The organism is Streptomyces sp. NRRL F-5126 (assembly GCF_000721265.1).
GTDB lineage: Bacteria > Actinomycetota > Actinomycetes > Streptomycetales > Streptomycetaceae > Streptomyces.
Genome location: NZ_JOFZ01000013.1, coordinates 144,493 through 169,931 on the forward strand (window position 1 = coordinate 144,493; position 25,439 = coordinate 169,931).

Genomic DNA, 25,439 nt, shown 5'->3' on the forward strand with positions numbered 1-25,439 from the left:
CTCACCCCTCCACTCGTACGCAGGCGGCCGTGCGGCCCTCGCCCGCGGCCCGCAACGGCTGGTCGTCGTGCGTGCAGCGGTCGAGGGCGACCGGGCAGCGCGGGTGGAAGGCGCAGCCCGCGGGCAGCGCGGCCGGATCCGGCGGATCCCCTGGCAGGCCGCGCGGCGCGAGCCGGGACGCCGGATCGCCGATGCGGGGGAAGGCTTCGGACAGCGCCCTGCCGTACGGGTGCGCCGCCGCGTCGTAGACGGCACGCGCCGGGCCCTCCTCCACGATGCGGCCCGCATACATGACCGCGAGCCGGTCGCAGGTGTCCGCGAGCACAGCGAGGTCGTGGCTGATCATCAGCAGGCCGATGCCGCGCTCGGCGACGAGCCCCTCGATCAGCCGCAGGATCTGCGCCTGGATCATCACGTCAAGGGCGGTCGTCGGCTCGTCCGCCACGATCAGGTGCGGCTCGCAGGCGAGCGCCATCGCGATCATCACCCGCTGGCGCTGGCCGCCCGACAGCTCGTGCGGATAGGCGGTGGCCCTGGCCGCCGGCAGCCCGACCTGTTCGAGCAGGCCGGCGGCCCGGCGCCGGGCGGCGGTGGCCGTCGCCCCACCGTGCACCAGCAACGGCTCCGCGACCTGGTCGCCGATCCTGTGCACGGCGTTCAGCGCGTGCATCGCGCCCTGGAAGACGATGGACGCCCCGGCCCAGCGCACCGCGCGCAGCCGCCCCCACCGCATCGTCGCCACGTCCTCACCGTCCAGCAGGATCCGCCCGGTGAGCGTCGCCGCTTTCGGCAGCAGCCGCAGCAGCGCGAGCGCCAGCGTCGATTTCCCGCACCCCGACTCGCCCGCGAGCCCCAGCGTGGCGCCCGCGTCGAGCGCGAGGTCGAGGCCGCGCACGGCGGGCACGGCGTCCGGGCCCGTGCCGTACGTGACCGTCAGGTCCTCGACCCGCAGCAGGTGCCCCGCGGACGTGGTCACCGGCCCACCCCCAGCCTCGGGTTGAGGACGGACTCGACGGCGCGCCCGCACAGCGTGAAAGCGAGCGCGACCAGCGCGATCGCGATGCCGGGCGGCCCCAGGTACCACCAGTGGCCGGACGAGACGGCGCCGGCCTCGCGCGCGTCCTGCAGCATGCCGCCCCACGACACGACCGTCGGGTCGCCAAGGCCGAGGAAGGCCAGCGTGGCCTCGGTCAGGATCGCGGTGGAGATGCCGAGGGTGGTCTGCGCGAGCACCAGCGGCATCACGTTCGGCAGCACGTGCCGTGTCATCACGTGCCGATGGCCGCCGCCGAGCGCCCTGGCCCGTTCGATGTAGGGGCGCGACTCCACGGCGATCGTCTGCGCGCGCACCAGCCTGGCCGTCGTCGGCCAGCTCGTCACGCCGATCGCGACGACCACGGTCCACAGCGAGCGGGACATCACGGTCGCCAGCACGATCGCGAGCACCAGCGCCGGCATCACGAGGAACCAGTCGGTGACCCGCATGACGACCGTGGAGAACACACCTCCGAAGTGCCCGGCGACCACGCCGACCAGCGTGCCGATCGCCACCGAGAGCGCGGCGGCGAGCAGCCCGACCGTCAGCGACACCCGCGCTCCCCACACCAGCAGGCCGAGCAGCGACCTGCCGAACTGGTCGGTGCCCAGCGGGAAGGCCGGGCTCGGCGCGGCGAGCGGCGCCCCCGTGGCGGCCGTCACGCTGCGCACGTCGTCCCCGACGAGCAGCGGAGCGGCCACCGCCGCGAGCGCGATCACCACCAGGCCGGCCAGCCCGGCGAGCCCGGCGCGGTGCGCGCGGTAGCCGCGCCAGAAGCGTGCCGCGGCCGCGCGCCGCCTGCGCCGGGCGAGCCGGGCGGCGGACCGCTTCCCCGGCGGCGGCAGCTCCGCCGGCTCCTGCTGTTCCGCATCGGCGAGAGTCATCGGCCCACCCGGGGATCGAGGAACGGGTACAGCAGGTCCGCGAGGAGGTTCATCAGGATCATCGCCGCGGCGAACACCATGAAGAGGCCCTGCACGAGCGGCAGGTCCGGCACGCTCAGCGCCTGGTAGAAGAGGCGCCCGAGACCGGGCCAGGAGAACACCGTCTCGGTCAGGATCGAACCCGCGGCGACGAAGCCCAGGTTGATGAAGACCATCGTCACGGTGGGCAGCAGCGCGTTGGGCACCGCGTGTCTGCGGCGCACGACCGCGTCCCGCAGGCCCTTCGCCCGTGCCGTCGTCAGGTAGTCCCCGCCCATCTCGTCGAGCAGCGACGACCGCATCACCAGCAGTGTCTGCGCGTACCCGACGGCGACCAGCGTGAGCACCGGCAGCACCATGTGGTGCGCCACGTCCAGCACGTACGCGAAGCCGCTCGTGTCGCCGGACGACATGCCGCCCGTCGGGAACATCCCCGGCACGGGGCCGAGCCCCACACCGAAGACGATGATCAGCAGCAGGCCGAGCCAGAAGGACGGCACCGACCACAGCGTCAGCGCGAGCCCCGTGTTCACCCGGTCGCCCCGCCCGCCGCTGCGCCAGGCGGCGCGCGTGCCGAGCCACAGGCCGAGCGCCGAGTAGAGCACCACGGCCGTCCCCGTCAGCAGCAGCGTGGCCGGGAGCTTCTGCCAGATCAGCTCCGAGACGGGTGCGTGGAACTGGTACGACGTGCCGAGATCGCCGGTGAGCGCCTTGCCGCAGTAACCGGTGAACTGGCGCCAAAGCGGCAGGTCGAGCCCGAACTGGTGACGCAGCGCGTCCTGCTGGGCGACGGTCATCGGCGCACCGTGCGTCATGGCCTTGACCGGATCCCTCGACAGGACGCGGAAGAGGAAGAAGCTGGTGACGAGGACGGCGCAGAGCGACACCAGCGCGCCTGCCGCCTTGCCCGCCACGTACGCCGCATAGCCCGCGACGGCGCCGCGTCCGGCCGTGCCGCCCCCGTCCGCGCCCTGAGGGCCGCGGGCATCGGGGGCCGGGCCGTCCGGGCTGCCGAACGGGAACTCCGGTGTGCTCGCTGTGGTCATCGGCTACTCACGATCGTCGACGGTCGCTCGGCGGCGCACCACGAACCAGACGGCACCGGCCGCGGCCACGGCGGCCGCGGAACCCAGGCCGATGAGCGCACCGGTCGAGGAGGACCCGTTCGGGCGCCCGCCCTCCGGGCCGGCCGCGGCCGCCGCGGGCACCGCCGACCACCAGCTCCAGTAGCCGTTCTGCCCCCAGATGTTGCCCGCCGCCGAGGGAGTCGTCTCGATGGAGGCGATCTGGTCGGTGCGGTACGCCTCCATGGCGTTGGGATAGGCGAGCACGTTCATGTAACCCGTGTCGTACAGCCGCGACTCCATGCGCTTGACCAGCGCGGCCCGTTTCACCGGGTCGTACTCGGCGGACTGGCGCGAATACAGCCGGTCGTACGCGGGGTCGCAGATGAAGTTGTCGGTCGAGCCGCTCGAGTGCGCCGTCGCAGGCAGGGCGCCGCAGGTGTGGATGGACAGTACGTAGTCCGGGTCGGGGCCGACCGTCCAGCCGTCGAACGCGAGGTCGTAGTCGCCGGCGAGCCACGGGTCGCCGACGTTGTCCAGGCACTCCACCTTCAGCCCGATGCCCAGCTTCGCCCACCACTCCTTGAGGTACTGGCTGACGGCCTTGTCGTTCGGGTCGGTGGCGTGGCACAGGATCCGGAACCGCAGCGGCTTGCCGTCCTTGCCGAGCCGCCGCCCCTGCCGGTCCTTGCGGTAGCCGGCCCGGTCCAGGTCGCGTGCGGCGGCCGCCGGGTCGTAGGCGACGCGCTGCGCCGCCGAAGGACGCCAGTAGTAGGAGCGGAAGCGAGGCGGCAGGTAGCCCTGCCCGACCACGGCGTGGCCCTGGAAGACGGTCCGCACCAGGCGCTTCCTGTCGACGGACTCGAACAGCGCCCTGCGCACGGCCGGGTCGAGCAGGGCCGGGTTGCCGTCGCCGAACCTCCGGCCGTTCCTGGCGCGGGCACCCGGGTTCGTCGCGAGGGCGTAGAAGCGGTCCCCCGGGGCGTCGTTGACCTCGATGCCCGGGGTGTGCTCCAGGGACGTCGTCTGCGCGGGCGTCAGGTGGGGGACGAAGGAGACCTCGCCCTTGCGCAGCGCGGCCACGGCCGCGTCGCCGTCCTTGTAGTACTTCAGGTCCAGCTCGTCGAACTTCGGTGCCCCACGCCAGAACGTCTTGTTCGGCTTCAGCTTGACGTACTGGTCGACCTTGTAGTCCGTGATGATGAACGGTCCGTTGCCGACGATCGGGAACTTCTTGTCGTTGTTGAACGTGGAGAAGTCCTCGACCTTGTCCCAGATGTGCTTCGGCACGATCGGCACGTCGAGCGCGGTCATGTCGGCCTGCGGCTTCTTGAGCCGGATGACGAGCGTCGTCGGATTCGGGGCCGTGACCTTCGCGAAGTTCGCCGTGAAGCTGCCGTTGGCGGTGGCCGCGTCCGGATCGGTCATCATCTTGCGGAACGTCCAGGCGGCGTCGCGCGCCGTGGCGGGGACGCCGTCCGACCAGCGGGAGTTCTTCCGGATGGTGTACGTCCACACCAGCTTGTCGGGCGAGGACTTCCACGAGGTCGCGAAGCCCGGGACGGCGTGCCCGTCCTTCGGGTCGTAGTTGGTCAGGTACGAGTAGGCCAGCCGGTGGATGGTGGTCGCCACGAGCGACTGCGCGAGGAACGGGCTGAGCGAGTCCACGCTCTGGCGCACCGCGACCGTCAGGACCTTCCTGCTCCCGCCGGCCGCGCCGCCCGCCGCGTGCGCCTCCTGCGCCGCACCGGGGAACGCGCCGTAAGGGAGGACGCCCGCGGCGGTCACCAGCGCTGCCGCGGCCAGGCCGGCCGGCAGCAGGCGGGCGGGGCGGCGCCGCGGCGCGCGGTACGGGGATACGGGTCGAGCCATGGCCGGTGACCTCGCGTCATCACTCGCTCGGCGACAGGGAAGCAGCAGGCGGCGGTCTCTCGTGCGGGGAACTGGTGAAGGGAGGTCTACCAGCGTGGGTCACAACGGGTCAACGACCCGGCACGCACCGTGTTGCCCCGCAGGCATGCGGCGGGGCCCGCACGGACATGGAATCGCGCCGTGCGGGCCCCGAGGAGTCCGCGCCCGTCCCGGCCTACTGCGGCGGCGCCTGAGGCGGCGGCTGCGCCGGCCACCCGGGCGGCGGCACCGTGCCGTCCTGGTTGTTGGCGTCCCGTCCGGCCCGCTCGTCCTGCGGGCCCTGCTGATCGGGTCCGGGGGCCGGCGGCTGCGCCGGAACTCCGGGTGCCGGCGGCGGACCCCACCCGGGCTGCGGCTGGGGTGCCGGCGGATAGCCGTAGGACTGCTGCCCGTACGGCGCACCGTAGGCGGGGGGCTGCCCGGGCGCACCCTGCGGTGGGATGCCGGGCTGCGGCGCGTACGGCTGACCGGGCGCCGGCTGCTGTCCCGGCATGGGCTGCTGACCCGGCATCGGCTGGGCGGGGATCGCCTGGCCGGGCATCGGCGGCGCCAGGTGCGGCGGAGGCCCGCTGCCCTCCGCGAGCCACAGCCCCTGCTGCTGCTGTGCGCGCGCGAAGTCGTCGGCGACGAGGGCCGAGAGGTTGAAGTACGCCTCGCGGGTCTTCGGCCGCATCATGTCGAGATCGACCTCGGCGCCCGCCGCGAGGTGCTCGTCGAACGGCACGACGACCACGCCGCGGCAGCGGGTCTCGAAGTGCTGCACGATGTCCTCGACCTTGATCATCTTTCCGGTCTCGCGCACGCCGGAGATGACCGTGAGGGAGCGCTGCACCAGATCCGCGTACCCGTGCGCGGACAGCCAGTCGAGCGTCGTGGAAGCACTGCTCGCGCCGTCGACGGACGGGGTGGAGACGATGATCAGCTGGTCGGCGAGGTCGAGTACCCCGCGCATCGCGCTGTAGAGCAGGCCCGTGCCTGAGTCCGTCAGGATGATCGGGTACTGCTTGCCGAGGACCTCGATGGCCCTGCGGTAGTCCTCGTCGTTGAACGTCGTCGAGACGGCGGGGTCCACGTCGTTGGCGATGATCTCCAGTCCCGAAGGGGCCTGCGAGGTGAACCGCCTGATGTCCATGTAGCTGCTCAGGTAGGGGATCGCCTGCACCAGGTCGCGGATGGTCGCGCCCGTCTCGCGGCGCACCCTGCGGCCGAGCGTGCCCGCGTCCGGGTTGGCGTCGATCGCAAGGATCTTGTCCTGCCGTTCCGTTGCGAGGGTGGAGCCGAGCGCCGTGGTGGTGGTCGTCTTGCCGACACCGCCCTTGAGGCTGATCACCGCGATCCGGTAGCAGGACAGCACCGGCGTCCTGATCAGTTCGAGCTTGCGCAGCCGGTCCGCCTCCGCGGCCTTGCCGCCGAACTTGAACCTCGACGCGGCGGGGTTGCGGTTGCTCTTCGCCTTCTGCCTGCCGCCGCGCAGCAGGCGGTCGGACGACAACTCGACGGCGGCCGTGTAACCGAGCGGAGCGCCCGGTACCGACCGCTCGCGGTGGTCGGGCGAGGCGGGGGAGGGCCAGCCGGCGCCGGTCCGCGGATCGATCGGCTGCTGCGGGCCGGACGGCTGCGGCGGTACCTGCCCGGGCTGCGGAGCACCGGGCTGCGGGAACCCGTAGCCGCCCTGCGGGAGCTGCCCGTCCGGCCGGCCCGGCTGACCTGGCTGGCCCGGCTGCGGGTAGCCGTAGCCAGGTGCCTGCGGAGGAACCGGGGCGCCCTGCGCACCCGGGTAGCCGTAACCGCCGGGCTGCTGCGGCGGCCACGGGGCGGGTGCGCCAGGAGCCTGTGGCGCGGGCGGCTGCGGGGCGGCGGGCGGCGCGGGCGGCTGCGCGCCGCCCTGGGGCGCGGCGGGGTTCGCGGGCCACTGCGGCGCCGAACCCGGCACGGCCGGCGGGAAGGAGGGCGGCAGCGGCGGGAGTCCGCCGTTCTGCGCCGGGCCGGGCGCGGGCGCGCCCGCCGCCCACGGGTCGCCGCCGGGCGCGGCCGGTGCCGCGGCGGCGGGCGGCGCCGTGCCAGTGCTTGTTCCCGGCTCCACGGTGGGAGGAAGCGCCCCGGGCGGAGCGATGCCGGGGTTCGGCTCGGGGGGTTCGGCTTCGGCGGCCGGTCGCTGGTCGGGAAGGGGTGCCTGTGGCCCGGCCGTGCCGGGCTCCGCGGCGGGCGGCGGCTCTGCCGGTGCTGACGCGGCGCCGGCGTCCGCCTGCTTCTGGACCGCCTGCGCCGTCGGCTGAGGGGCCTCGGCCTTGTCCACCGTCAGGTGCGCCGGGGCAGGGGCCGGGGCCGGTGGAGCGGGCTGCTCTCCGGAGGCGTGCGCGGCGTCGGCGGGGGCCTCGTCCTCGGCCGGAGCGGGTTCTTCCGGGGCTTCGCCGGCCGCGGTGCCGGCGGCACGCGCCGCGAGCCGCGCCGCCAACTCGCTCTTGAGCGTGCCGGGCGCGAAACGCGCCGGCGTGCCGGGCTCCACGCCGTCAAGGACGTGGGGCTCGGATGCCTGAGGCTCCGCAGCCGCGGGGGCCGCCTCGGGCGTCGCGGGCGGCAGGGGCGCAGTTGGGGGTGCCGGCGCAGCGGGGGGTGGGGGAGGCGCCGGCTGCGCGGGCGCGCCGGCGGGAGGAGTCGCGTCGGTGCCGGCCGCCTCGGCAGGCGGCGGAGGCGCCGCCCAGTCGGCGGGCAGCGGGGGCGCCTGGCCGACCGGCTGGAAGCCGCTGCCGGCGGGCAGCCCCGGTACGGTCAGCGGCGCGCCGGAAGGCGGCGGGGGAGTGGAGCGGCTGTCGTACCCGGCGGAGCCGGGGGCCCTGCTCGACCCGTTCTGCCCGTTCTGCCCGGCGGACGCGCCGCCGGAAGAGTCCCCCGAGGCGTTCTGCGTGTACCAGGCGGGCGGGGTGTAGTCGATGGTGAACTCACCCGTCAGCTCGGGCTCCGCGTCGGACTGATCGTCCGCGGGCGGCACGCTCCAGCCGTCGCGGAACTCGTCCCGATCGCCGTTCACTTTGCCTCCTGGTGTGGTCGAGCACCCTTGTGCCGTCGTGGGTGGGGGCGACGGATGTCCTGCCTCGCGTCCGGCTCGCCCGGCTCTCCCCCTGGCGGCGCGGCTGCCCTGCCCGCAGGTACCTGCCGCGCCCGTACCCACCCTAATCGCCGTCGACGCACCTGTGGCAGGCCAGATCGAGGACCGGCGCCCTGGTCCGCCGCATCCCCCGCCTCGCTCAAGTGGGTGTCACGCGGCGCCCGGTGAACTTCGCCCGGGCGCAAATCGGCACATGAGCCGACATGCCGGTGTGCCCTCGTGGAGAAACAGGCACAGTAAAGGCACAGGGAAATGCCACTCGCGCCGTCGCACGCGGCGCCCCCGCGTGGTGACGGGCACACCGTCCCGCGTCAGTCCATCCTGCGTGCCGCGCCCAGCAGCCCTGTCTCCGCGTCCGTCGCCTGCGTCATCACGAACTGCCGGTCCCGCTCCGTGCACCAGAGGGTGACCCCGTCGGCGAGTGTCGTCAGCGCCGCCGCCTCCCCCTGCGGCAGGCCCATGATCCGGCCGATCTGCTCGCCCTCGTCCGGTGACACCCGCTGGACGCCGACGAGGTCCGACTTGCGCATCAGACGCGGCGCCACAGGGCTCAGATAGGGCAGCAGCGTCACGACCGACTGCCAGGGCGCCGAGACCACACGCCCGCGCGGCGGCCGCATCCCGCAGTCCCGCACGATCACGACCGGGCTGCCCGCCGAGGCGCCCTGCGGCGGCACGCGACCCACGTCGTGCAGGGTGATGCACGGCTGGCCGCCGCCCGCGGCCTGGGCCAGCGCCGCCCACACCTGCGTCCTGCCGGTCTCGACGGCGACACGCGCGCCGGTGGCCGCCGCACGCAACGCGAGGATCTGGGCCGTCCACAGGCCGCCGATCAGCGTGACGTCGTACGGCGCGGGCCTGTTGACGCCGAGCACCGCGGGCCTGCTGTTCGCGTCGACGCCGATCATCACGCCGTCGTCGCCCACGGGAAGGGCGAGCGATTCCAGCTGGTCGAGCGAGAGCGCATGGCGCTCACGGCGCGGGCCGATCAGGCCGAAGCCGATCCGCGGCCTGCCGCCCGACGGCCGCGCGGGCCGCACGGCGCGCCGCGGCCTGGCGGGCGCCCGCCCCGCAGGAGCACCCTGCACGGGCGGCACGCCCTGGCCCGGCACGCCCGCCTGAGGCACCGGCTGCGCACGCACCCCCTGCGAGGCGACGGGCCGGCCCACGACACCGGGCTGCTGCGGCGGTTGCCCGGCACCGCCGGACGTGGGAACGGGCGCGGACATCAGCGGGTACCCCCCAGCGGGAGCGTGGCGAGCATGCCGGGCACCTGCTCCCTGTCCAGGCGCACCAGCGACGTGCGCACACCGCGCGCCGTCCGCTCCAGTTCGTGGCGGGCGGTGAGGAGTTCCTCGTCGCTGCGGCCGGTGATCCGTACATGGCCGGTGACCGTGACGCCCTGGCGCTCGCCACGGCCCACGGTCAGGCTGAACGTCGTCGCCAGCGCCGGGATCGACGTCAGCAGCGCCACGAGGTGCGGCATCGACGCGCCACCCGCGCCCAGCTCGGGCCACCTCGCCACCCAGTACGTCGTGTGCCTGCGGTCGTCGCAGCGCCACGTGCGGGACGTCTCCTTGGTGCGCCTGCTCTGCGCGGCCGCCCTCCCGGCCTGGGCGATGGCCATCGGGCTCGCGCACGTGGAGACCGCGATGGCGGCCGTCAGCTCCTGGTCCGTCAGCACCGTGGCACGGAAACCCGCGCCGGCCAGACGGCTCGCGAGCTGGTCCGCCGCGCGCACCGCGCACTTCTGCGCGCCCAGCAGCCCGCCGCCGCGCGCGGCCACCGCCTCGGCGCACAGCTCCGGGTCGAGCTTGAGCGCCACCCATGTGATCCGCAGGGCGGGCGCGCCCGTCTGCGCCTGGAGCGGCGCGTAGTTGCGGGCGGCCATCGACTGCGGCGGCAGGTGCGGCGCGGGCGCCGGCTGCGTGTGCTGGACGATCTGCGCCGACTCGAGACGTATCCCGTCGAAGTCCAGGATCTCGCGCAGCAGAGCGACGGGCAGCGGGCGAGCCGCGCGGTCGGCCCGCAGCGCCGAGCCCTCCGACTCGATGCGCACCACGGTGGTCAGGAACGTGCCGTCGCCGATCATGCCGACCGGGCGGCGGTCGCGCTCGCTGTACACGTACGTGCGCAGCGCCGGGTCGCACTCGACAGCGGGGGCCAGGCCTGGCTCGACGTCCGGCGGGATCGTGAGTGCGGCGGCCCTGCGCGTCCGCCTGCGCAGCGCCATGGCCGTACCCAGCCACTCGGGCAGCGAACGGCGGTGCCTGCGCACCACGGCCAGCAGCACCAGAACGGCCGCGACCACGCCGGCGGGCACCAGCATGAGCGGGCTGATCACCCAGCCCACCAGCAGCGCCGCCGCTGCCAGCTCGAACAGGACGATCTGCTGCATGCGCAGCGGCCCGAAGTGCCCAGGACGCGCCGCCCTGCCCGCTGCCGCGGGCGTCGCCGCGGGCGCGGGGGAGGGCGTGGCGGGCGGCCCCGCCGCGGCGGGTGGCGACTGCGTCGCAAAAGCCATGCTGTGAATCCCCCCGAATCGTCCCGATCGGCCTGCGCGGCCGGGGCTTGACGGCCGGATCACCCTACCCGGCCCGGCGCTCCACCCGGCCAACAGGCATAGTAGGGGGCCGGTCCGACACTCGGGCAGGGCACGGGGGACACGCGCCGGCCGCTGCGCAACAGGGCCGTACCGTGACTTCTTTTCACGAGTGGGGACTCATGGCATCACGGCGGGACGAGCTCAACGCGTACACCTTCGCGAAGAAGCGCACAGTGGCGTCTTTCCTGCAACCCTCGCTCACCGGGACCGAGGAGGGCGCGCCGCGGCCCATGCGGACGGTCCTGCCGAGCCTGGTCGTCGGGGCCCTGGTGCTCGCGGGGTTCGGGGCGCTCGGCATGTTCAAGCCGACCGCGCCCAAGGATTGGGCCAAGCCCGGCGCGAACGTCATCGTCGGCAAGCAGTCCACGACCCGGTACGTCGTGCTGCCCACGGGCTCAGGCAAGTCCAAGCACAACCTGCTGCACCCGGTGCTCAACCTCGCGTCGGCGCGGCTGCTGCTCGACCCCGACCAGTTCTCCGTCGTCCAGGTCGACGACAAGGTCCTCGACGCGGGCAAGCCGCCGCGCGGCGCCCTCATCGGCATCCCGTACGCGCCCGACCGGCTGCCCACGGCCGCCGAGGCGGGCAGCCCCAAGCGGTGGGCGGTGTGCGAGCAGCCGGGCGGCGGCAGCGGCGGCGGCGTGCAGAAGGCCGCGTTCGTCTTCGCCCAGCGGGACTTCAAGCGCACTGAGGGCAAGGACCGCCTCTCCGGCGGCCAGACGCTCTACGTGCGTGGGCAGGACGGTTCCCGCTACCTGGTCGACCCGGGCGGCACGAAGTACCTGCTGAAGGGGAAGCCGGGCGACGGCCTCGCCACCGCCCTGATCGGCCAGGGCCGCGAACCCGAGCCCGTCACCGACGACTGGCTGGCAACGCTGCACACCGGCAGCCCCGTCGACTTCCCGCTGATTCCCGGAACGGTCGGCGAGGACGCCGGAGTCGGCGGGGGCCTCAGCCCGCGGCAGGACCGCGTCGGCATGGTGCTCAGCGCGCAGACCGGCTCAGGCCCTCAGAAGTACGTCGTACTGCAGGGCAAGGTGGAGCCGGTCACCGACTTCACCGCCTGGCTCCTGATCAACGCACCGCAGACGAACTCCCTCGACATGAACGGCGCGCCGACCACCGTCGACGCCCAGTCCATCGCCCCGGAATCCACCTTCTTCGGGCAGGAGCACGACTGGCCCAAGGAGCGCGCCCGGCAGGTCAACGCCGTCGGCGACAGCAGCGCGCGGGACACCGTGTGCAGCGTGCTGCGCAAGACCGGCAGCAGCGGCCGCACCTCCCTGTCGACCTGGGCGGGCACGTCGTACCCGGCCAGGATCACGGACGGCGGTGGCACGTCCACCTACGTCACGCCCGGCAGCGGCCTGCTCTACAACGAGGTGCAGGGCCACCAGTCGAAGGCGGGCGGCTCGCTGTTCCTCGTCACCGACACCGGCCTCAGGTACGCCGTACAGGCGAACGGCGACAGCGACTCGAAGCACTCGGACATCGGGGCGGGCGACGACCGCAAGACGCAGGACGGCCGTCCGCAGCCGAGCCAGGCGCAGATCCGGCTCGGGTACGAGAAGGTCGACCCGGTGCCCGTGCCGATCGCCTGGTCCGGCTTCCTGTCCAAGGGGCCGCGCCTCGACACCAACAGCGCCCGCCAGCCGCAGGGCTCGTAGGGGGAGTGGCGATGACGTACCTGTTCCGGCGGGCCGCCGTGCTCGCCTCCGCCGCCGCACTCGCGGGGCTCGCCGCCCTGCCCCCCGCGGCGGCGGCTCCGCGCGCCGCCGCGCAGGCGCCCCTGGCCCTGGACGGCAGCGGCGAGTGCACGTTCCCGATGAAGAAGCAGATAGCGGGCACGCCGTGGCCCCTCCAGCGCATCCTCTTCGACGAACTGTGGAAGAAGACCAAGGGCAAGGGCGTACGGGTCGCCGTCATCGACACGGGCGTTGACAACGTCAATCCCCAGCTGAAGCCGGCCGTCGACGCGTCGGCGGGCAAGGACTACCTCGGCAAGACCGACGGCACCAAGGACGAGGTCGGCCACGGCACCAAGGTCGCCGGCATCATCGCCGCACGGCCGCGCGCCGGCACCGGGTTCGTCGGCATCGCCCCCGAGGCCACCATCATCCCGATCCGGCAGAACGACGAGAAGAACAGCGGCAAGTCGGACACCATGGCCAAGGCCATCAAGTACGCCGTCTCCCAGAACGCCGACGTCATCAACATCTCGCAGGACACGTCCGCCCCTCTCGGCCCTGAATCGAAACTCGCGCAGGCCGTCGCATACGCCCTCGCCCGCCAGGTCGTGGTCGTCGCGTCGGCGGGCAACGACGGCACCGACGGCAAGTCCCGCGACACCTACCCCGCCGCGTTCGACGGCGTCCTCGCCGTTGCCGCGTCCGACCGGGACAACGAACGCGCCACGTTCTCCCAGCCGGGACCGTTCGTCGGGGTCGCGGCGCCGGGCGTCGACATCGTCTCGACGGTGCCGGGCGGCGGGCAGTGCCTCGACAACGGCACCAGCTTCTCCGCCCCGTACGTCGCAGGCGTCGCCGCGCTGCTGCGCGGCGAGCACCCCGACTGGACCGCCCGGGAGATCGTCGCCCGGATCGAGCAGACCGCCGAGCGCAGCATCAACGGCCACGACGACTTCATCGGCTGGGGCGTCGTCGACCCCGTCGCGGCCGTCGGCGGCGACGACGGGCCCATCGAGTCGCCGCACCCCGACCCCGGCCCCGCGAAGGCGCCCGCGCCGCAACCCGCCCACTTCTCCCTGGCGGAGACACCGCAGCAGCGGGGGCAGCGGTACGCGACGTACACGTTCGCCACGGCGGTCGTACTCGTCGCCGTCGTCGGCGGAACCTCCGTCATCCTGCGCGACAGCCGCAGGAAGGCCGCGGCGCGCGGCAGCGCGGAGACGCGCAACGGGCAGGGGCCGCCCCCGCGAAGGTGACTTCCCGGTTGGAACAGCTGTACCGAATGGCTAAAGTTGCGGTGGGACCGTGTGCACGGTCCCGAACACGGGGGCGGCATCGAGCACTTCCCGCCCGCAGAGGCTTCGCAGGCAGACCATGGGAAAGAGGGCAGGATGTCGCAGCACGGCAAAGACCTGAACGTAACCGCGGACGATCAGACCGACCTCGCCAACAGGATCCAGAACTTCCACGAGGAGCTCCAGCGCCGCATCACGTCGCTGAACAGCGTGGTCGACCGCATCCAGGCGGGCTGGCAGGGCGCCGCGAGCAAGGCGTACGACACCGCGCAGAACGACCTCAACACACGGCTGCGGTCCATGCGGGTCGACCTCGTCGAGCTGGAGCAGATCATGCGCATGAGCGCGCACGGCTTCACGAACGAGGAGCAGGACCGCATCGCGTCCTTCCGGAAGATGGACGACACGACGCAGGGCCAGAGCGCCATCCTCGGCATGGCCTGAGGAACGCCCCGAGCCACCTCGCCCGGCGCCCACACGGCCGGGGACACCGTCTTCCCGCGTACGCGCGTACGCGACACCGAGGAGCGAGACATGACCACAGCAGTCAACTACGACACCGTCACCACGGCCGCGAGCGACGTGCGCCGCACGTCGAGTGACCTGACGCGTGAACTCACCGACCTGATGGCCCGGGTGAAGGCCGTCGCCGAGCACTGGGACGGCCAGGCGAAAGAGGCCTACCACGAGAAGCAGACCGACCTCACCAACCAGATGGACGGCATGAACCAGGACCTGGCGCGCATCGCGGCCCTCCTGGACCAGGCCGTCGTCGGCTACCAGGACACGGACCGTGGAAACGCGGCCCGGTTCCGCATGAGCATGGGCTGACAGTCCCGGCCACAGGCGGAAGGGGGGTGCCCACCCGGTGGGCACCCCCCTTCCGCCTGCCGCGAGCTACGCCTCCCGGGCGGTCGGCGGCTGCTGCGCGTCCAGGTCGAACTCACCGTCCCGCGCACCCAGCACGAACGCGTCCCACTCCGCCTTCGTGTACCGCAGCACGGTGTCATGGTCCTTCGACGACCGCATCGCCACGGCCCCCTCCGGCAGGTACGCGATCTCGACGCGCTCCTCGTCGTTCTCGGTCCCGGGCGCACCGAGCCACTCCACCCCGGAGATGTCCAGGGCGTAGAGCTCTTCCTTGACGCGCTGCTTGTCCACTGCCTCGGCCATCGGCGTCGTTCCTCCCGGCGGTGTCATGTCTGCTGTACGCAGCCGAGCCTACCTGCGAGGACGGCGCCGGTTCAGGCCGTCGGCCAACTCCGCTGGAGGGCCTGCGGAAGCGGTCGGGCCGCTCCTGGAAGCCGATCAGTCACGGCCGCTGTCCCGCTTGTAACGGCCCCGCGGCCCTACCGGCCACTCGCCGGCCGCGAGCTGGTCCAGGTAGACCTCGACCGGAAGGTACGTCGGAGGGAAGTGCACCGGCGTTCCGTCCTTGGGCACGACGAGCACCCTGGTGAACGGGGCGAACCGCAGTTCGCCCGTCTCCAGGTGCTCCTTCGAGTCGAATCGGACGAGCCATGCCACCGCATGTTCGAAGGACTCCTCCGGCAGCAGGACCGGTGTGTACGTCTCCCGGTGCCCGCCGAGGAACTCCCTCGCCGATGCGAACGCCGCTTCTTCGGATATCACGGTTGTTCTCCCGATTCGGATCTACCTGTCCGGCAACCAGCCCGTCTGCACCAGCGGTGCACCGCGCCTGCGGGTGACGAACGTGCCTCGTCCCGGGGGCATCTTGCGGGCCCGTACGTGGCCGAGGATGTCGCCCTCTCCAGGGTCGCCCGACAGGACGACACCCTGCGCGCCCAGTTCCTTCACGCGCTGCAGGAACGGCTCGAAGGACGAGCGGGACGCTCCCGCCGCGTTGCGCGCCACGATGAAGCGGACGCCGACGTCGCGGGCGAAGGGCAGGTTCTCCACCAGGCGTGCCATCGGGTTGCTCGAGCCCGCCGCCACCAGTTCGTAGTCGTCGACGATCACGAACAGCTGCGGCCCCGACCACCAGCTGCGGTCGCGAAGCTGTTGCGGCGTGATGTCCGGCTTCGGCGTGCGCTTGCCCATCACCGTGGCGATCGCGTCCATGTGGACATCCATCGCCGACGCCATCGGCGCGTACTCCAGCAGGTGCGTCGACGGGACGGCCTCCAGCAGCGAGCGCCGGTAGTCGCCCACCACGATCCGCGCCTGCTCGGGCGTGTACCGCTCGGCGATCTGCTTCGCCATCAGCCGCAGCAGCGCCGTCTTGCCCGACTCGCTCTCGCCGAAGACCACGAAGAACGGGTCCGTCTCGAAGTCGACGAACACCGGCTCCAGGTTGGTCTCGTCGATGCCGATCGCGATGCCGCGCTCCGGGAACTCGAACCCCTTCGGCAGCTGCTCCGCCGGCAGCTTGCGGGGCAGCAGCCGCACGGGCGGGGCCGCCGGTCCCGACCAGTGGCCGCGCACGGACGCGACGAACGCCGCCGTGCCCTCGGACAGGTCCGACGCGCTGCTCACGCCGTCCATCCGCGGCAGTGCGCCCATGAAGTGCAGCTTCTCCGGGACCTGACCGCGGCCTGGCACGCCGGGCGGCACGTTCGCGGCGACCTTCCGGTCGAACTCCGAGTCCATGACATCACCGAGGCGCAGTTCGAGGCGGCCCAGCATCTGGTCCTTGAGCGCCGAGCGCACCTCCATGTACCGCGCGGCCGTCACCACGATGTGCACGCCGTAGCCGAGTCCGCGCGCCGCTATGTCCGCGATCACCGGCTCCAGCATGTCGTACTCGTTCTTGAAGCCGCCCCAGCCGTCGATGATCAGGAAGACGTCGCCCCAGCTCTCGCCCGGCAGTTCGCCCGCGGCGCGCCTGCGCCGGTACGTGCCGATCGAGTCGATGCCGTTGGCGCGGAAGAACTCCTCGCGCCGGTTCAGCACACCCAGCACCTCGGCGACCGCCCGCCGCACGCGCTCCGGGTCCAGCCGCGACGCGACCCCGCCCACATGGGGCAGGTCGGCGAGCGCGGACAGGCCGCCACCGCCGAAGTCCAGCCCGTAGAACTGCACCTCCTGCGGCGTGTGCGTCAGCGCGAACGACGCCACCATCGTGCGCATCAGCGTCGACTTGCCGGACTGCGGGCCGCCTACCACGAGCATGTGGCCCGCCGCCCCGGAGAAGTCCCGGTACAGCACCTCGCGGCGCTGCTCGAAGGGCTTGTCGATCAGGCCGAGCGGCACCACGAGCCCGCCCGGGCGCGTGTAGTCGACGGCCGTCAGACCGCGGTCGGGCGTGGGCGCGATGCCGGGCAGCAGGTAGTCCAGCGTCGGCGCCTGGTCGAGCGGCGGCAGCCACACCTGGTGCGCCGGCACGCCCTGCCCGTCGAGGCGCCGCACGATCACGTCGAGCACCGTGTCCGCCAGTGCCTCGTCCTCGCGCGTCGCGGGAGCCGGCTCACCGTCCGCGGGCCGTGCGTACACCACCGGCACGGGCACCGCCGTGAAGAGCGTGGGCCGCCGCTCGACGGCCGGCTGTCCCACCGGCAGCTCGGGGCCCGCGGTGCGGTACGTGGCCGACACATACGCGGCCTTGAAGCGCGTCATGACGTCTGTGCCGAACTTGAGGTAGCCGGATCCGGGCACCGCCGGCAGGTGGTAGGCGTCGGGTACGCCCAGCGCCGTACGCGACTCCGCCGCGGAGAACGTCCGCAGGCCGATGCGGTACGACAGGTACGTGTCGAGCCCGCGCAGCTTGCCTTCCTCCAGGCGCTGGGACGCGAGCAGCAGATGCACGCCGAGCGACCTGCCGATGCGGCCGATCTGGATGAACATCTCGATGAAGTCGGGCTTCGCGGTGAGCAGTTCGGAGAACTCGTCGATGACGAGCACCATCGAGGCCAGCGGTTCGAGCGGGGCGCCCGCGGCCCGCGCCTTCTCGTAGTCGTGGATGTTCGCGTAGTTGCCCGCCGCCCGCAGCAGTTCCTGCCTGCGCTGCAGTTCGCCGCGGATCGCGTCGCCCATGCGGTCCACCAGCGTCAGGTCGTCCGCGAGGTTGGTGATGACCGCCGCCACGTGCGGCATCTGGGACATGCCCGCGAACGTCGCACCGCCCTTGAAGTCGGCGAGGACGAAGTTCAGCGTCTCCGACGAGTGCGTCACCGCGAGACCGAGCACCAGGGTGCGCAGCAGTTCCGACTTGCCGGAACCGGTCGCCCCCACGCACAGACCGTGCGGGCCCATGCCCTCCTGCGCCGCCTCCTTGAGGTCGAGCATCACGGGCTGGCCGTCCTCGCCCACACCGATGGGCACGCGCAGCCGCTCCGCCGTGGACCGCGGCCGCCACGTGCGCGCCACGTCCACCGCGCCCGCGTCGCCGAGGTTCAGCAGGTCCGTGAAGTCGAGGTTGGCCAGCAGCGGCTCGTCCTCGTCGCCGCCGCCCGTGCGCAGCGGCGCGAGCTGGCGCGCCAGCGCCTCCGCCGCGGGCAGCGGGATCCCGTCGGGCACACCCTCGTATGCCACACCGCCGCCGGACTCCAGCCTCAGCCGGCCCGGATGCACCACCACGGACAGGCCGCCCCGCAGCTCGTCCATGTCTCCCGGCACCAGCTCGACGATCGTCACGCCCTGCACGCCCTCGGCGGCGGCGAACAGCGAGTCGGGCGGGACCATCCCGCCGTCCAGCACCACGACGATGTGCGGCTGGTCCAGCACCGGGTGGGTGTCCCTGCCGAACCGCGGCCGCCCCTCGAGGCGCTGGCGCAGCAGCTGTTCGATCTCGCCGAGGTCGTCGCCGAACAGCCGCCGCGTGCCCGCGCCGTCGACCTGGCCGGGCGCCTGCGTGTGCGGCAGCCACTTCGTCCAGTCCCAGTGGGACACCGCCTGCGGCGCGGCCACCACCGCGACCGTCAGGTCCTCGGGCGAGTGCAGCGTCACCAGCTGGGACACCAGCGCGCGCGCCGCGGACCTGGCCACCTCGGGATCGCCCGACACCGTCACGTGGTAGAACGCCCGCATCGACACCGCCATCGGCAGGGAGTCGAGCGAACCGTGCACCGCGAGGAAGCGCTGCATCGCGCCCGCCGTCAGGGGCTCCAGCTCGTCGACGGGCGCCGTGTCCGGCGCGACCAGCGGCGTCGACAGCTGCTGCGCCCCGAGGCCGATCCGCGCCTGGCCGAAGTCCGCGTCGCCCACGCGCCGTTCCCAGATCCTGGACCCCTCGGCGGCGACGGCCCACAGCTGCTCGGGCGCGGGGTGCAGGTAGAGCTGCGCGTCGCGCTGGGCGCGCGCTGTCCTGCGGACCGTACGCCGCGACTGCGCCAGATACTTCAGGTAGTCACGGCGCACATCGGCCATTTGCCCCTGCGTACCGCGCCGGAAGCGGAAGACCTGCGCGATGACCATGCCGACCGTGGAGATCAGCATCAGCACGCCCATGATGCGCATCATGGGAGCGGCCCCGGGGCGGAAGAAGAACACCACGGAGGTGCCCATCCCGAGCACGGGGAGCACCTGCATCAGCATGCCCTCCCGCTGCCCTCTGGGCAGTTCTGGAGGAGCCTGAAGGGTCAACTGCTCCGTGGGCACTTCGGGCGGAAGCGACCGCGGCGGTCTTTTGACGACGATCTGGCTCACCGGCGCATCAATTCCTCAATCCGGGCGGATGGTTCCGTACCGGCGCCCCCGTGGCGGCGGCTCGACTGCGGCAGCGCGATCCTACTGGCAGCCACCGACAACGACGCCCGGTAGGGTGGCGCGCGCACTGTGCAGGGCCGCGAACCCGGCGACGGCGGGACACCCGTGCGGCCGGCGCGGCAACCGGCGCCGTAAACAGGGGATCCAGGGGGTCAGACACGTGAGTACGTCCGCGGCGACGGGTTTCTGTCGCGTCACTGTGGTGGCACCGGACAGCAGGATCGACGTGGCCCTGCCCGAGGACATCGCGGTCGCCGACATCTACCCGGAGATCCTGCGCCTGACGGGCCAGACCCAGCCCGCGGGCGCGCCGACCGGCTACCACCTCGTGCGCCGCGACGGCACCGTGCTCGATGGGGCGCGCACGCTCGCCGCGCAGCGCGTGCTCGACGGCGAGGTGCTCGCGCTGCGGCCGTTCGCCGAGTCCCTGCCGCCGGCCGTCTTCGACGACGTGTCCGACGCCGTCGCCTCGGCGGTGCGGCGCGACCGCCACCTGTGGAGCGACGACCTCATGCGCGGCGCCGGCCTCGTCGCAGGTGGCCTCCTCCTCGTCCTCATGGGGTTCGTGCTGTGGTTCGCGGACCCGGTGCGCCACGACATGCACAGCCTGCCCGGCATCATCGCGGGCGCCGCGGGTGTGCTGCTGACGGCCCTCTCCGGCGTGCGGGCCCGGGTCTACGCGGACCGCGCCGCCGCCGTGGCCCTCGGCCTCGGCGCGCTGCCCCTGCTGATGATCGCCGGCTCCGGCATCATCGGCCCCGACGCGGGCCAGGGCCCCGGGCGCCTGCAGTTCCTGCTCGGCTGCGTCATCGTGCTGGTCGCCTCCGTCACGCTCGTCGTGCTCACCCCGAGCGGCGACGCACCCTTCGTGGCGGCCACCTTCCTGGCCGCCGTCGGCACCCTCGCCACGTTCGGCGCGATCCTCGCGGAGGCCTCCCCGACGGAGACCGCCGCCGTCTGCGCACCCGTCGCCGTCGGCCTCGTCGCGTTCCTGCCCGGCCTGTCCGCCCGCTTCGCCCGGCTGCCCATCGGCTACGCGGCGCCCCGCGGCGCCTCGGGCGGCCTGGACACCGCGGAGCCTGACCCGGCGGCCGTCGCCGAGCCCGTCGACACCGACCGCGTCGCCGCCCAGGCGCGCCGCGGCCACGAGATGCTGCTCGGGCTCGTCGGCGGCTGCTCCGCCGTCGTCGTCGGCGCGGCCGCCGTGCTCGGCTTCTCCGACAACCTCTACGGGCAGCTGCTGGCGCTGGCGTCCGGCCTCGCGATGCTGCTGCGCGCGCGCCTGTTCCGCTACACCTCGCAGGTCACCTGCGCGCTCGTCGCGGGCATCGCCGCGATCGCCCTGCTGGTGCTCGGCCTGTCGTTCAACCCGCCCGCCGGACCGCTCGGAGACCTCCTGCGCGAGGGCGACCACGGCCCCCTCGACCTGCGGACCGTGTGGCTGGCCGCGTCCGTCGCCGCCGGGGCCGCACTGTTCACGGCCATCGGCCTGATCATCCCGCGCAAGGGCCTCTCGCCCTTCTGGGGACGCCTCCTCGACATCGCCGAGGGCGCCGTCCTGGTGTCGCTCGTGCCGCTGTGCCTCGCGGTCCTCGACGTCTTCGCCAGGGCGCGCTCGCTGACGAGCTGACGCCTGACCGGATCCGGGCGGAGGGGTGCGTGGTCGGGCGGGGTCCGACCGGCTGGTATTCTGGCGGTGATCCGTTCGTGTACCCACAGCTACGGCGCGGCCAAGCCGCGGACCGTATGGGGGCCAGGCACGTACGGAACGGCCTCCCGAGTCAAGGAAGCTTCCCGGAGAATTCGACCCGGGGCACTCGGCGGCCCGCGAAGACCCACGAGGAGTACGAGTGTCGCTCGACACCGCCACCAAGAAGCAGATCATGGACGAGTTCGGCACCAAGGAGGGTGACACCGGCTCCCCCGAGGTCCAGGTCGCCATGCTCTCGCGCCGGATCTCGGACCTGACCGAGCACCTCAAGACCCACAAGCACGACCACCACTCGCGCCGTGGCCTGCTGATCCTGGTCGGGCAGCGCCGCCGCCTGCTGCAGTACCTCGCCAAGAAGGACATCCAGCGCTTCCGTACGCTGGTCGACCGCCTCGGCATCCGCCGTGGCGCCGCGGGCGCCAAGTAGCACCGTGCGAAGGGAGCGGTTCCCACCCTCGGGAACCGCTCCCTTCGCCGTATGCGCGGCCCGGCCGGAGCGCCATGACCGGCGCGGGTTTAAGTACCCTGGCTGACGAGTGCCGCGTGATTGCGGTACGAAGAGCAGTACAGAAGAGCAGTACAACTGCAAGAAGACGCAAGAAGAAGACGTAACGAGGAGGAGCGCCCTACGCCGCCGCCGGTCCTCGGTAGTGGTATCCGGAAGACGCACAAGCGCCGCGGACACGCCCACGGGGTGGTGCCCGCCACGCGCACCGGATGCTTCGATCGAAGACCGGCAAGCACCAGGGAGCGCCCCTCCCCACCGTCCGCCGCCACACGGGTGACGGACGAAGAAGAGGAGAAAACGCTGGTGGAGAACGAGACCCACTACGCCGAGGCCGTCATCGACAACGGCGCCTTCGGCACCCGCACCATCCGCTTCGAGACGGGCCGCCTGGCCAAGCAGGCCGCAGGCTCCGCCGTGGCGTACCTGGACGACGACACCATGGTGCTGTCGGCCACCACCGCTTCGAAGAACCCCAAGGACCAGCTCGACTTCTTCCCCCTCACGGTGGACGTCGAGGAGCGCATGTACGCGGCCGGCAAGATCCCCGGCTCCTTCTTCCGCAGGGAGGGCCGCCCCTCCGAGGACGCCATCCTCACCTGCCGCCTGATCGACCGGCCGCTGCGCCCGTCCTTCAAGAAGGGCCTGCGCAACGAGATCCAGATCGTCGAGACGATCATGGCGCTCAACCCCGACCACCTCTACGACGTGGTCGCGATCAACGCCGCCTCCTGCTCCACGCAGCTGTCGGGCCTGCCCTTCTCCGGACCGATCGGCGGCACGCGCGTCGCCCTCATCCGGGGCCAGTGGGTCGCCTTCCCGACGCACACCGAGCTGGAGGAGGCCGTCTTCGACATGGTCGTGGCCGGCCGCGTCCTGGAGGACGGCGACGTCGCGATCATGATGGTCGAGGCCGAGGCCACCGACAAGACCATCCAGCTGGTGAAGAACGGCGCCGAGGCCCCCACCGAGGAGGTCGTCGCCGCCGGACTCGAGGCCGCGAAGCCCTTCATCAAGGTCCTGTGCCGCGCCCAGTCCGACCTGGCGGCCAAGGCCGCCAAGCCGACCGGCGAGTTCCCGATCTTCCTCGACCACCAGGACGACGTCCTGGAGGCGCTCAGCGCCGCCGTCAGGGACGAGCTCGCCCAGGCGCTCACCATCGCGGGCAAGCAGGACCGCGAGGCCGAGCTCGACCGCGTCAAGGGCCTCGCCGCCGAGAAGCTGCTCCCGCAGTTCGAGGGCCGCGAGAAGGAGATCTCCGCCGCCTACCGCACCCTGACGAAGAAGCTCGTCCGCGAGCGCGTCATCAAGGACAAGGTCCGCATCGACGGCCGCGGCGTGACGGACATCCGCACCCTCGCCGCCGAGGTCGAGGCCATCCCGCGCGTGCACGGCTCGGCGCTGTTCGAGCGCGGCGAGACGCAGATCCTGGGCGTCACCACGCTGAACATGCTCCGCATGGAGCAGCAGCTCGACACCCTGTCGCCCGTGACGCGCAAGCGCTACATGCACAACTACAACTTCCCGCCGTACTCCACCGGCGAGACCGGCCGCGTCGGGTCCCCGAAGCGCCGCGAGATCGGCCACGGCGCCCTCGCCGAGCGCGCCCTCGTGCCGGTCCTGCCCACGCGCGAGGAGTTCCCCTACGCGATCCGCCAGGTCTCCGAGGCGCTCGGCTCCAACGGCTCCACGTCGATGGGCTCCGTCTGCGCCTCCACCATGTCGCTGCTGAACGCCGGCGTGCCCCTCAAGGCCCCCGTCGCAGGCATCGCCATGGGCCTGATCTCCCAGGAGATCGAGGGCAAGACCCACTACGTCACCCTCACCGACATCCTCGGTGCGGAGGACGCCTACGGCGACATGGACTTCAAGGTCGCCGGCACCAAGACGTTCGTCACCGCGCTCCAGCTCGACACCAAGCTCGACGGCATCCCCGCCTCCGTGCTCGGCGCCGCCCTGAAGCAGGCCCGTGACGCGCGCCTGCACATCCTCGACGTGATGAACGAGGCCATCGACGTCCCCGACGAGATGTCCCCGAACGCGCCGCGGATCATCACCGTCAAGATCCCGGTGGACAAGATCGGCGAGGTCATCGGCCCCAAGGGCAAGATGATCAACCAGATCCAGGAGGACACCGGCGCCGACATCACGATCGAGGACGACGGCACCATCTACATCGGTGCCGCCGACGGGCCCGCCGCCGAGGCCGCCCGCACCACGATCAACGGCATCGCCAACCCGACCATGCCGGAGGTCGGCGAGCGCTACCTGGGCACGGTCGTCAAGACGACCACGTTCGGCGCGTTCGTCTCCCTGCTGCCCGGCAAGGACGGCCTGCTGCACATCTCGCAGATCCGCAAGCTCGCCGGCGGCAAGCGCGTGGAGAACGTGGAGGACGTGCTCGGCGTCGGCCAGAAGGTCCAGGTCGAGATCGCCGAGATCGACCAGCGCGGCAAGCTGTCCCTCATCCCCGTCATCGAGGGCGAGGACGGCGACGCCAAGTCCGGCGACGCGAAGGACGCAGACGCCAAGTGACGTCACGGAGCCTCAAGGCGACGGCCCGCACCTCATCAGAGGCGCGGGCCGTCGCCCGTACCCGAACCCTCGTCAAGGGCGTGGACGGCGTCGGCACGGTACGCCGCACGACGCTCCCCGGCGGCCTGCGCGTCGTCACCGAGACCCTGCCGTCGGTGCGCTCCGCGACCTTCGGCATCTGGGTCCAGGCCGGGTCGCGCGACGAGACCCCGGCGCTCGGCGGTGCCACCCACTACCTCGAACACCTCCTCTTCAAGGGCACCAAGCGGCGCAGCGCCCTCGACATCTCCTCCGCCATCGACGCGGTCGGCGGCGAGATGAACGCCTTCACGGCGAAGGAGTACACCTGCTACTACGCGCGCGTGCTCGACAACGACCTGCCGCTCGCCGTCGACATCGTCTGCGACATGCTCACCGGCTCCCTCATCGAGGCCGACGACGTCGAGGCGGAACGCGGGGTCATCCTCGAAGAGATCGCGATGACCGACGACGACCCGGGCGACGTCGTGCACGACCTGTTCTCGCACACCATGTTCGGCGACTCGCCCCTCGGGCGCCCCGTGCTCGGCACCGTCGACACCGTCGAGGGCCTCGACCGCGACCGCATCGCGCGCTACTACCGCAAGCACTACGACCCGCGGCACCTCATCGTCGCCGCCGCGGGCAACGTCGACCACGCCGCACTCGTACGGCAGGTGCGCACGGCCTTCGAGCGGGCCGGCGCCCTCACCGGTAGCGACGCGGCACCCGCCGCCCCCCGCGCGGGCCGGCGCGCCCTGCGCACGGCCGGCAGGGTCGACGTCCTCGACCGCACCACCGAGCAGGCGCATGTCGTCCTCGGCATGCCGGGCCTCGCACGCACCGACGAGCGCCGCTGGGCGCTCGGGGCGCTCAACGCCGCACTCGGCGGCGGCATGAGCTCCCGCCTCTTCCAGGAGGTGCGCGAGAAGCGCGGGCTCGCCTACAGCGTCTACTCGTACACCTCGGGCTTCGCCGACTGCGGCCTGTTCGGCGTGTACGCCGGCTGCCGGCCCGCGCAGGTCGGCGACGTCCTGAAGATCTGCCGCGACGAGCTGGACCGCGTCGCCTCCGAAGGCCTCGACGAGGAAGAGCTCGGCCGCGCGATCGGACAGCTCTCCGGCGCCACCGTCCTCGGCCTCGAGGACACCGGCGCGCTGATGAACCGCGTGGGCAAGAGCGAGCTGTGCTGGGGAGACCACCTCTCGACGGACGACCTGCTCGCCCGGATCTCCGCCGTCACCCCGGACGACGTACGCGAAGTGGCACGCGACGTCCTGGGGCAGCGACCCTCGCTCGCGGTCATCGGCCCGCTCGGCGACAAGGACGCGGTCCACCTCGACGAAGCGGTCTCCTGAACCACCACCACGATCCGAGA

The 25,439-nt window shown here is 72.6% G+C and carries 18 protein-coding genes; 8 read left to right on the forward strand and 10 right to left on the reverse strand.

The window, feature by feature from the left end; translation table 11 throughout:
- Position 1 precedes the first annotated feature (1 nt).
- The 7 genes from IH48_RS0128780 to eccE all read right to left on the reverse strand — a co-directional run bounded on the left by IH48_RS0128780 (position 2) and on the right by eccE (position 10,564).
- Positions 2–976, reverse strand: a complete 975-nt coding sequence (locus IH48_RS0128780) for an ABC transporter ATP-binding protein (RefSeq protein WP_030910972.1) — start codon at positions 974–976, stop codon at positions 2–4.
- Positions 973–1,920, reverse strand: coding sequence for an ABC transporter permease (locus IH48_RS0128785; protein WP_030910975.1), 948 nt, complete (start codon positions 1,918–1,920; stop codon positions 973–975). The genes IH48_RS0128780 and IH48_RS0128785 overlap by 4 nt, the downstream gene beginning before the upstream one ends.
- Positions 1,917–3,005, reverse strand: a complete 1,089-nt coding sequence (locus tag IH48_RS0128790; RefSeq protein ID WP_030910983.1) for an ABC transporter permease — start codon at positions 3,003–3,005, stop codon at positions 1,917–1,919. Before IH48_RS0128790 ends, IH48_RS0128785 begins: the two co-directional genes overlap by 4 nt.
- A 3-nt stretch (positions 3,006–3,008) precedes the next feature.
- On the reverse strand, positions 3,009–4,895 hold the full coding sequence (locus IH48_RS0128795) for an ABC transporter substrate-binding protein (RefSeq protein WP_030910984.1): 1,887 nt from the start codon (positions 4,893–4,895) through the stop codon (positions 3,009–3,011).
- 214 nt (positions 4,896–5,109) lie between these two features.
- Entirely contained in the window at positions 5,110–7,962 is a 2,853-nt protein-coding gene (locus tag IH48_RS0128800) for an SCO5717 family growth-regulating ATPase (protein WP_030910985.1), read from the reverse strand.
- A gap of 389 nt (positions 7,963–8,351) precedes the next feature.
- Complete coding sequence (locus tag IH48_RS0128805) at positions 8,352–9,080, reverse strand: hypothetical protein (protein WP_030910986.1); 729 nt, start codon at positions 9,078–9,080, stop codon at positions 8,352–8,354.
- Between the two features lie 188 nt (positions 9,081–9,268).
- A complete protein-coding gene (gene eccE, locus IH48_RS0128810) occupies positions 9,269–10,564 on the reverse strand; it encodes a type VII secretion protein EccE (RefSeq protein ID WP_030910987.1) in 1,296 nt (431 codons plus the stop codon).
- Between the two features lie 200 nt (positions 10,565–10,764).
- Between eccE and eccB the strand changes: the two genes are divergently transcribed.
- The 4 genes from eccB (at position 10,765) to IH48_RS0128830 (ending at position 14,459) form a co-directional block, all read left to right on the forward strand.
- On the forward strand, positions 10,765–12,312 hold the full coding sequence (eccB, locus tag IH48_RS0128815) for a type VII secretion protein EccB (RefSeq protein WP_030910988.1): 1,548 nt from the start codon (positions 10,765–10,767) through the stop codon (positions 12,310–12,312).
- A gap of 11 nt (positions 12,313–12,323) precedes the next feature.
- Positions 12,324–13,589, forward strand: a complete 1,266-nt coding sequence (mycP, locus tag IH48_RS0128820) for a type VII secretion-associated serine protease mycosin (protein WP_051840794.1) — start codon at positions 12,324–12,326, stop codon at positions 13,587–13,589.
- A 135-nt stretch (positions 13,590–13,724) separates the two neighbouring features.
- Positions 13,725–14,072, forward strand: coding sequence for a WXG100 family type VII secretion target (locus IH48_RS0128825; protein ID WP_030910992.1), 348 nt, complete (start codon positions 13,725–13,727; stop codon positions 14,070–14,072).
- A 90-nt stretch (positions 14,073–14,162) separates the two neighbouring features.
- A complete protein-coding gene (locus IH48_RS0128830; protein ID WP_030910994.1) occupies positions 14,163–14,459 on the forward strand; it encodes a WXG100 family type VII secretion target in 297 nt (98 codons plus the stop codon).
- Positions 14,460–14,525: 66 nt separating this feature from the next.
- Here IH48_RS0128830 and IH48_RS0128835 read toward each other — a convergent pair whose 3' ends face one another.
- The 3 genes from IH48_RS0128835 to IH48_RS0128845 form a co-directional block, all read right to left on the reverse strand.
- On the reverse strand, positions 14,526–14,801 hold the full coding sequence (locus tag IH48_RS0128835; RefSeq protein ID WP_030910996.1) for a DUF397 domain-containing protein: 276 nt from the start codon (positions 14,799–14,801) through the stop codon (positions 14,526–14,528).
- 135 nt (positions 14,802–14,936) lie between these two features.
- Positions 14,937–15,260 (reverse strand): YrhB domain-containing protein, encoded by a 324-nt coding sequence (locus IH48_RS0128840; RefSeq protein ID WP_030910998.1) that lies wholly within the window; start codon positions 15,258–15,260, stop codon positions 14,937–14,939.
- Positions 15,261–15,281: 21 nt separating this feature from the next.
- Positions 15,282–19,232, reverse strand: coding sequence for a type VII secretion protein EccC (locus tag IH48_RS0128845; RefSeq protein WP_030911000.1), 3,951 nt, complete (start codon positions 19,230–19,232; stop codon positions 15,282–15,284).
- A 220-nt stretch (positions 19,233–19,452) separates the two neighbouring features.
- Between IH48_RS0128845 and eccD the strand changes: the two genes are divergently transcribed.
- The 4 genes from eccD (at position 19,453) to IH48_RS0128865 (ending at position 25,419) form a co-directional block, all read left to right on the forward strand.
- Positions 19,453–20,922 (forward strand): type VII secretion integral membrane protein EccD, encoded by a 1,470-nt coding sequence (eccD, locus tag IH48_RS0128850; protein ID WP_030911002.1) that lies wholly within the window; start codon positions 19,453–19,455, stop codon positions 20,920–20,922.
- A gap of 220 nt (positions 20,923–21,142) precedes the next feature.
- Positions 21,143–21,430, forward strand: a complete 288-nt coding sequence (rpsO, locus tag IH48_RS0128855; protein ID WP_030911004.1) for a 30S ribosomal protein S15 — start codon at positions 21,143–21,145, stop codon at positions 21,428–21,430.
- A 384-nt stretch (positions 21,431–21,814) separates the two neighbouring features.
- Positions 21,815–24,043: a polyribonucleotide nucleotidyltransferase gene (locus IH48_RS0128860; protein ID WP_030911006.1), complete on the forward strand. Its 2,229-nt coding sequence runs from the start codon at positions 21,815–21,817 to the stop codon at positions 24,041–24,043.
- Complete coding sequence (locus tag IH48_RS0128865; RefSeq protein ID WP_030911009.1) at positions 24,040–25,419, forward strand: M16 family metallopeptidase; 1,380 nt, start codon at positions 24,040–24,042, stop codon at positions 25,417–25,419. Before IH48_RS0128860 ends, IH48_RS0128865 begins: the two co-directional genes overlap by 4 nt.
- The last annotated feature ends 20 nt before the right edge of the window (positions 25,420–25,439 follow it).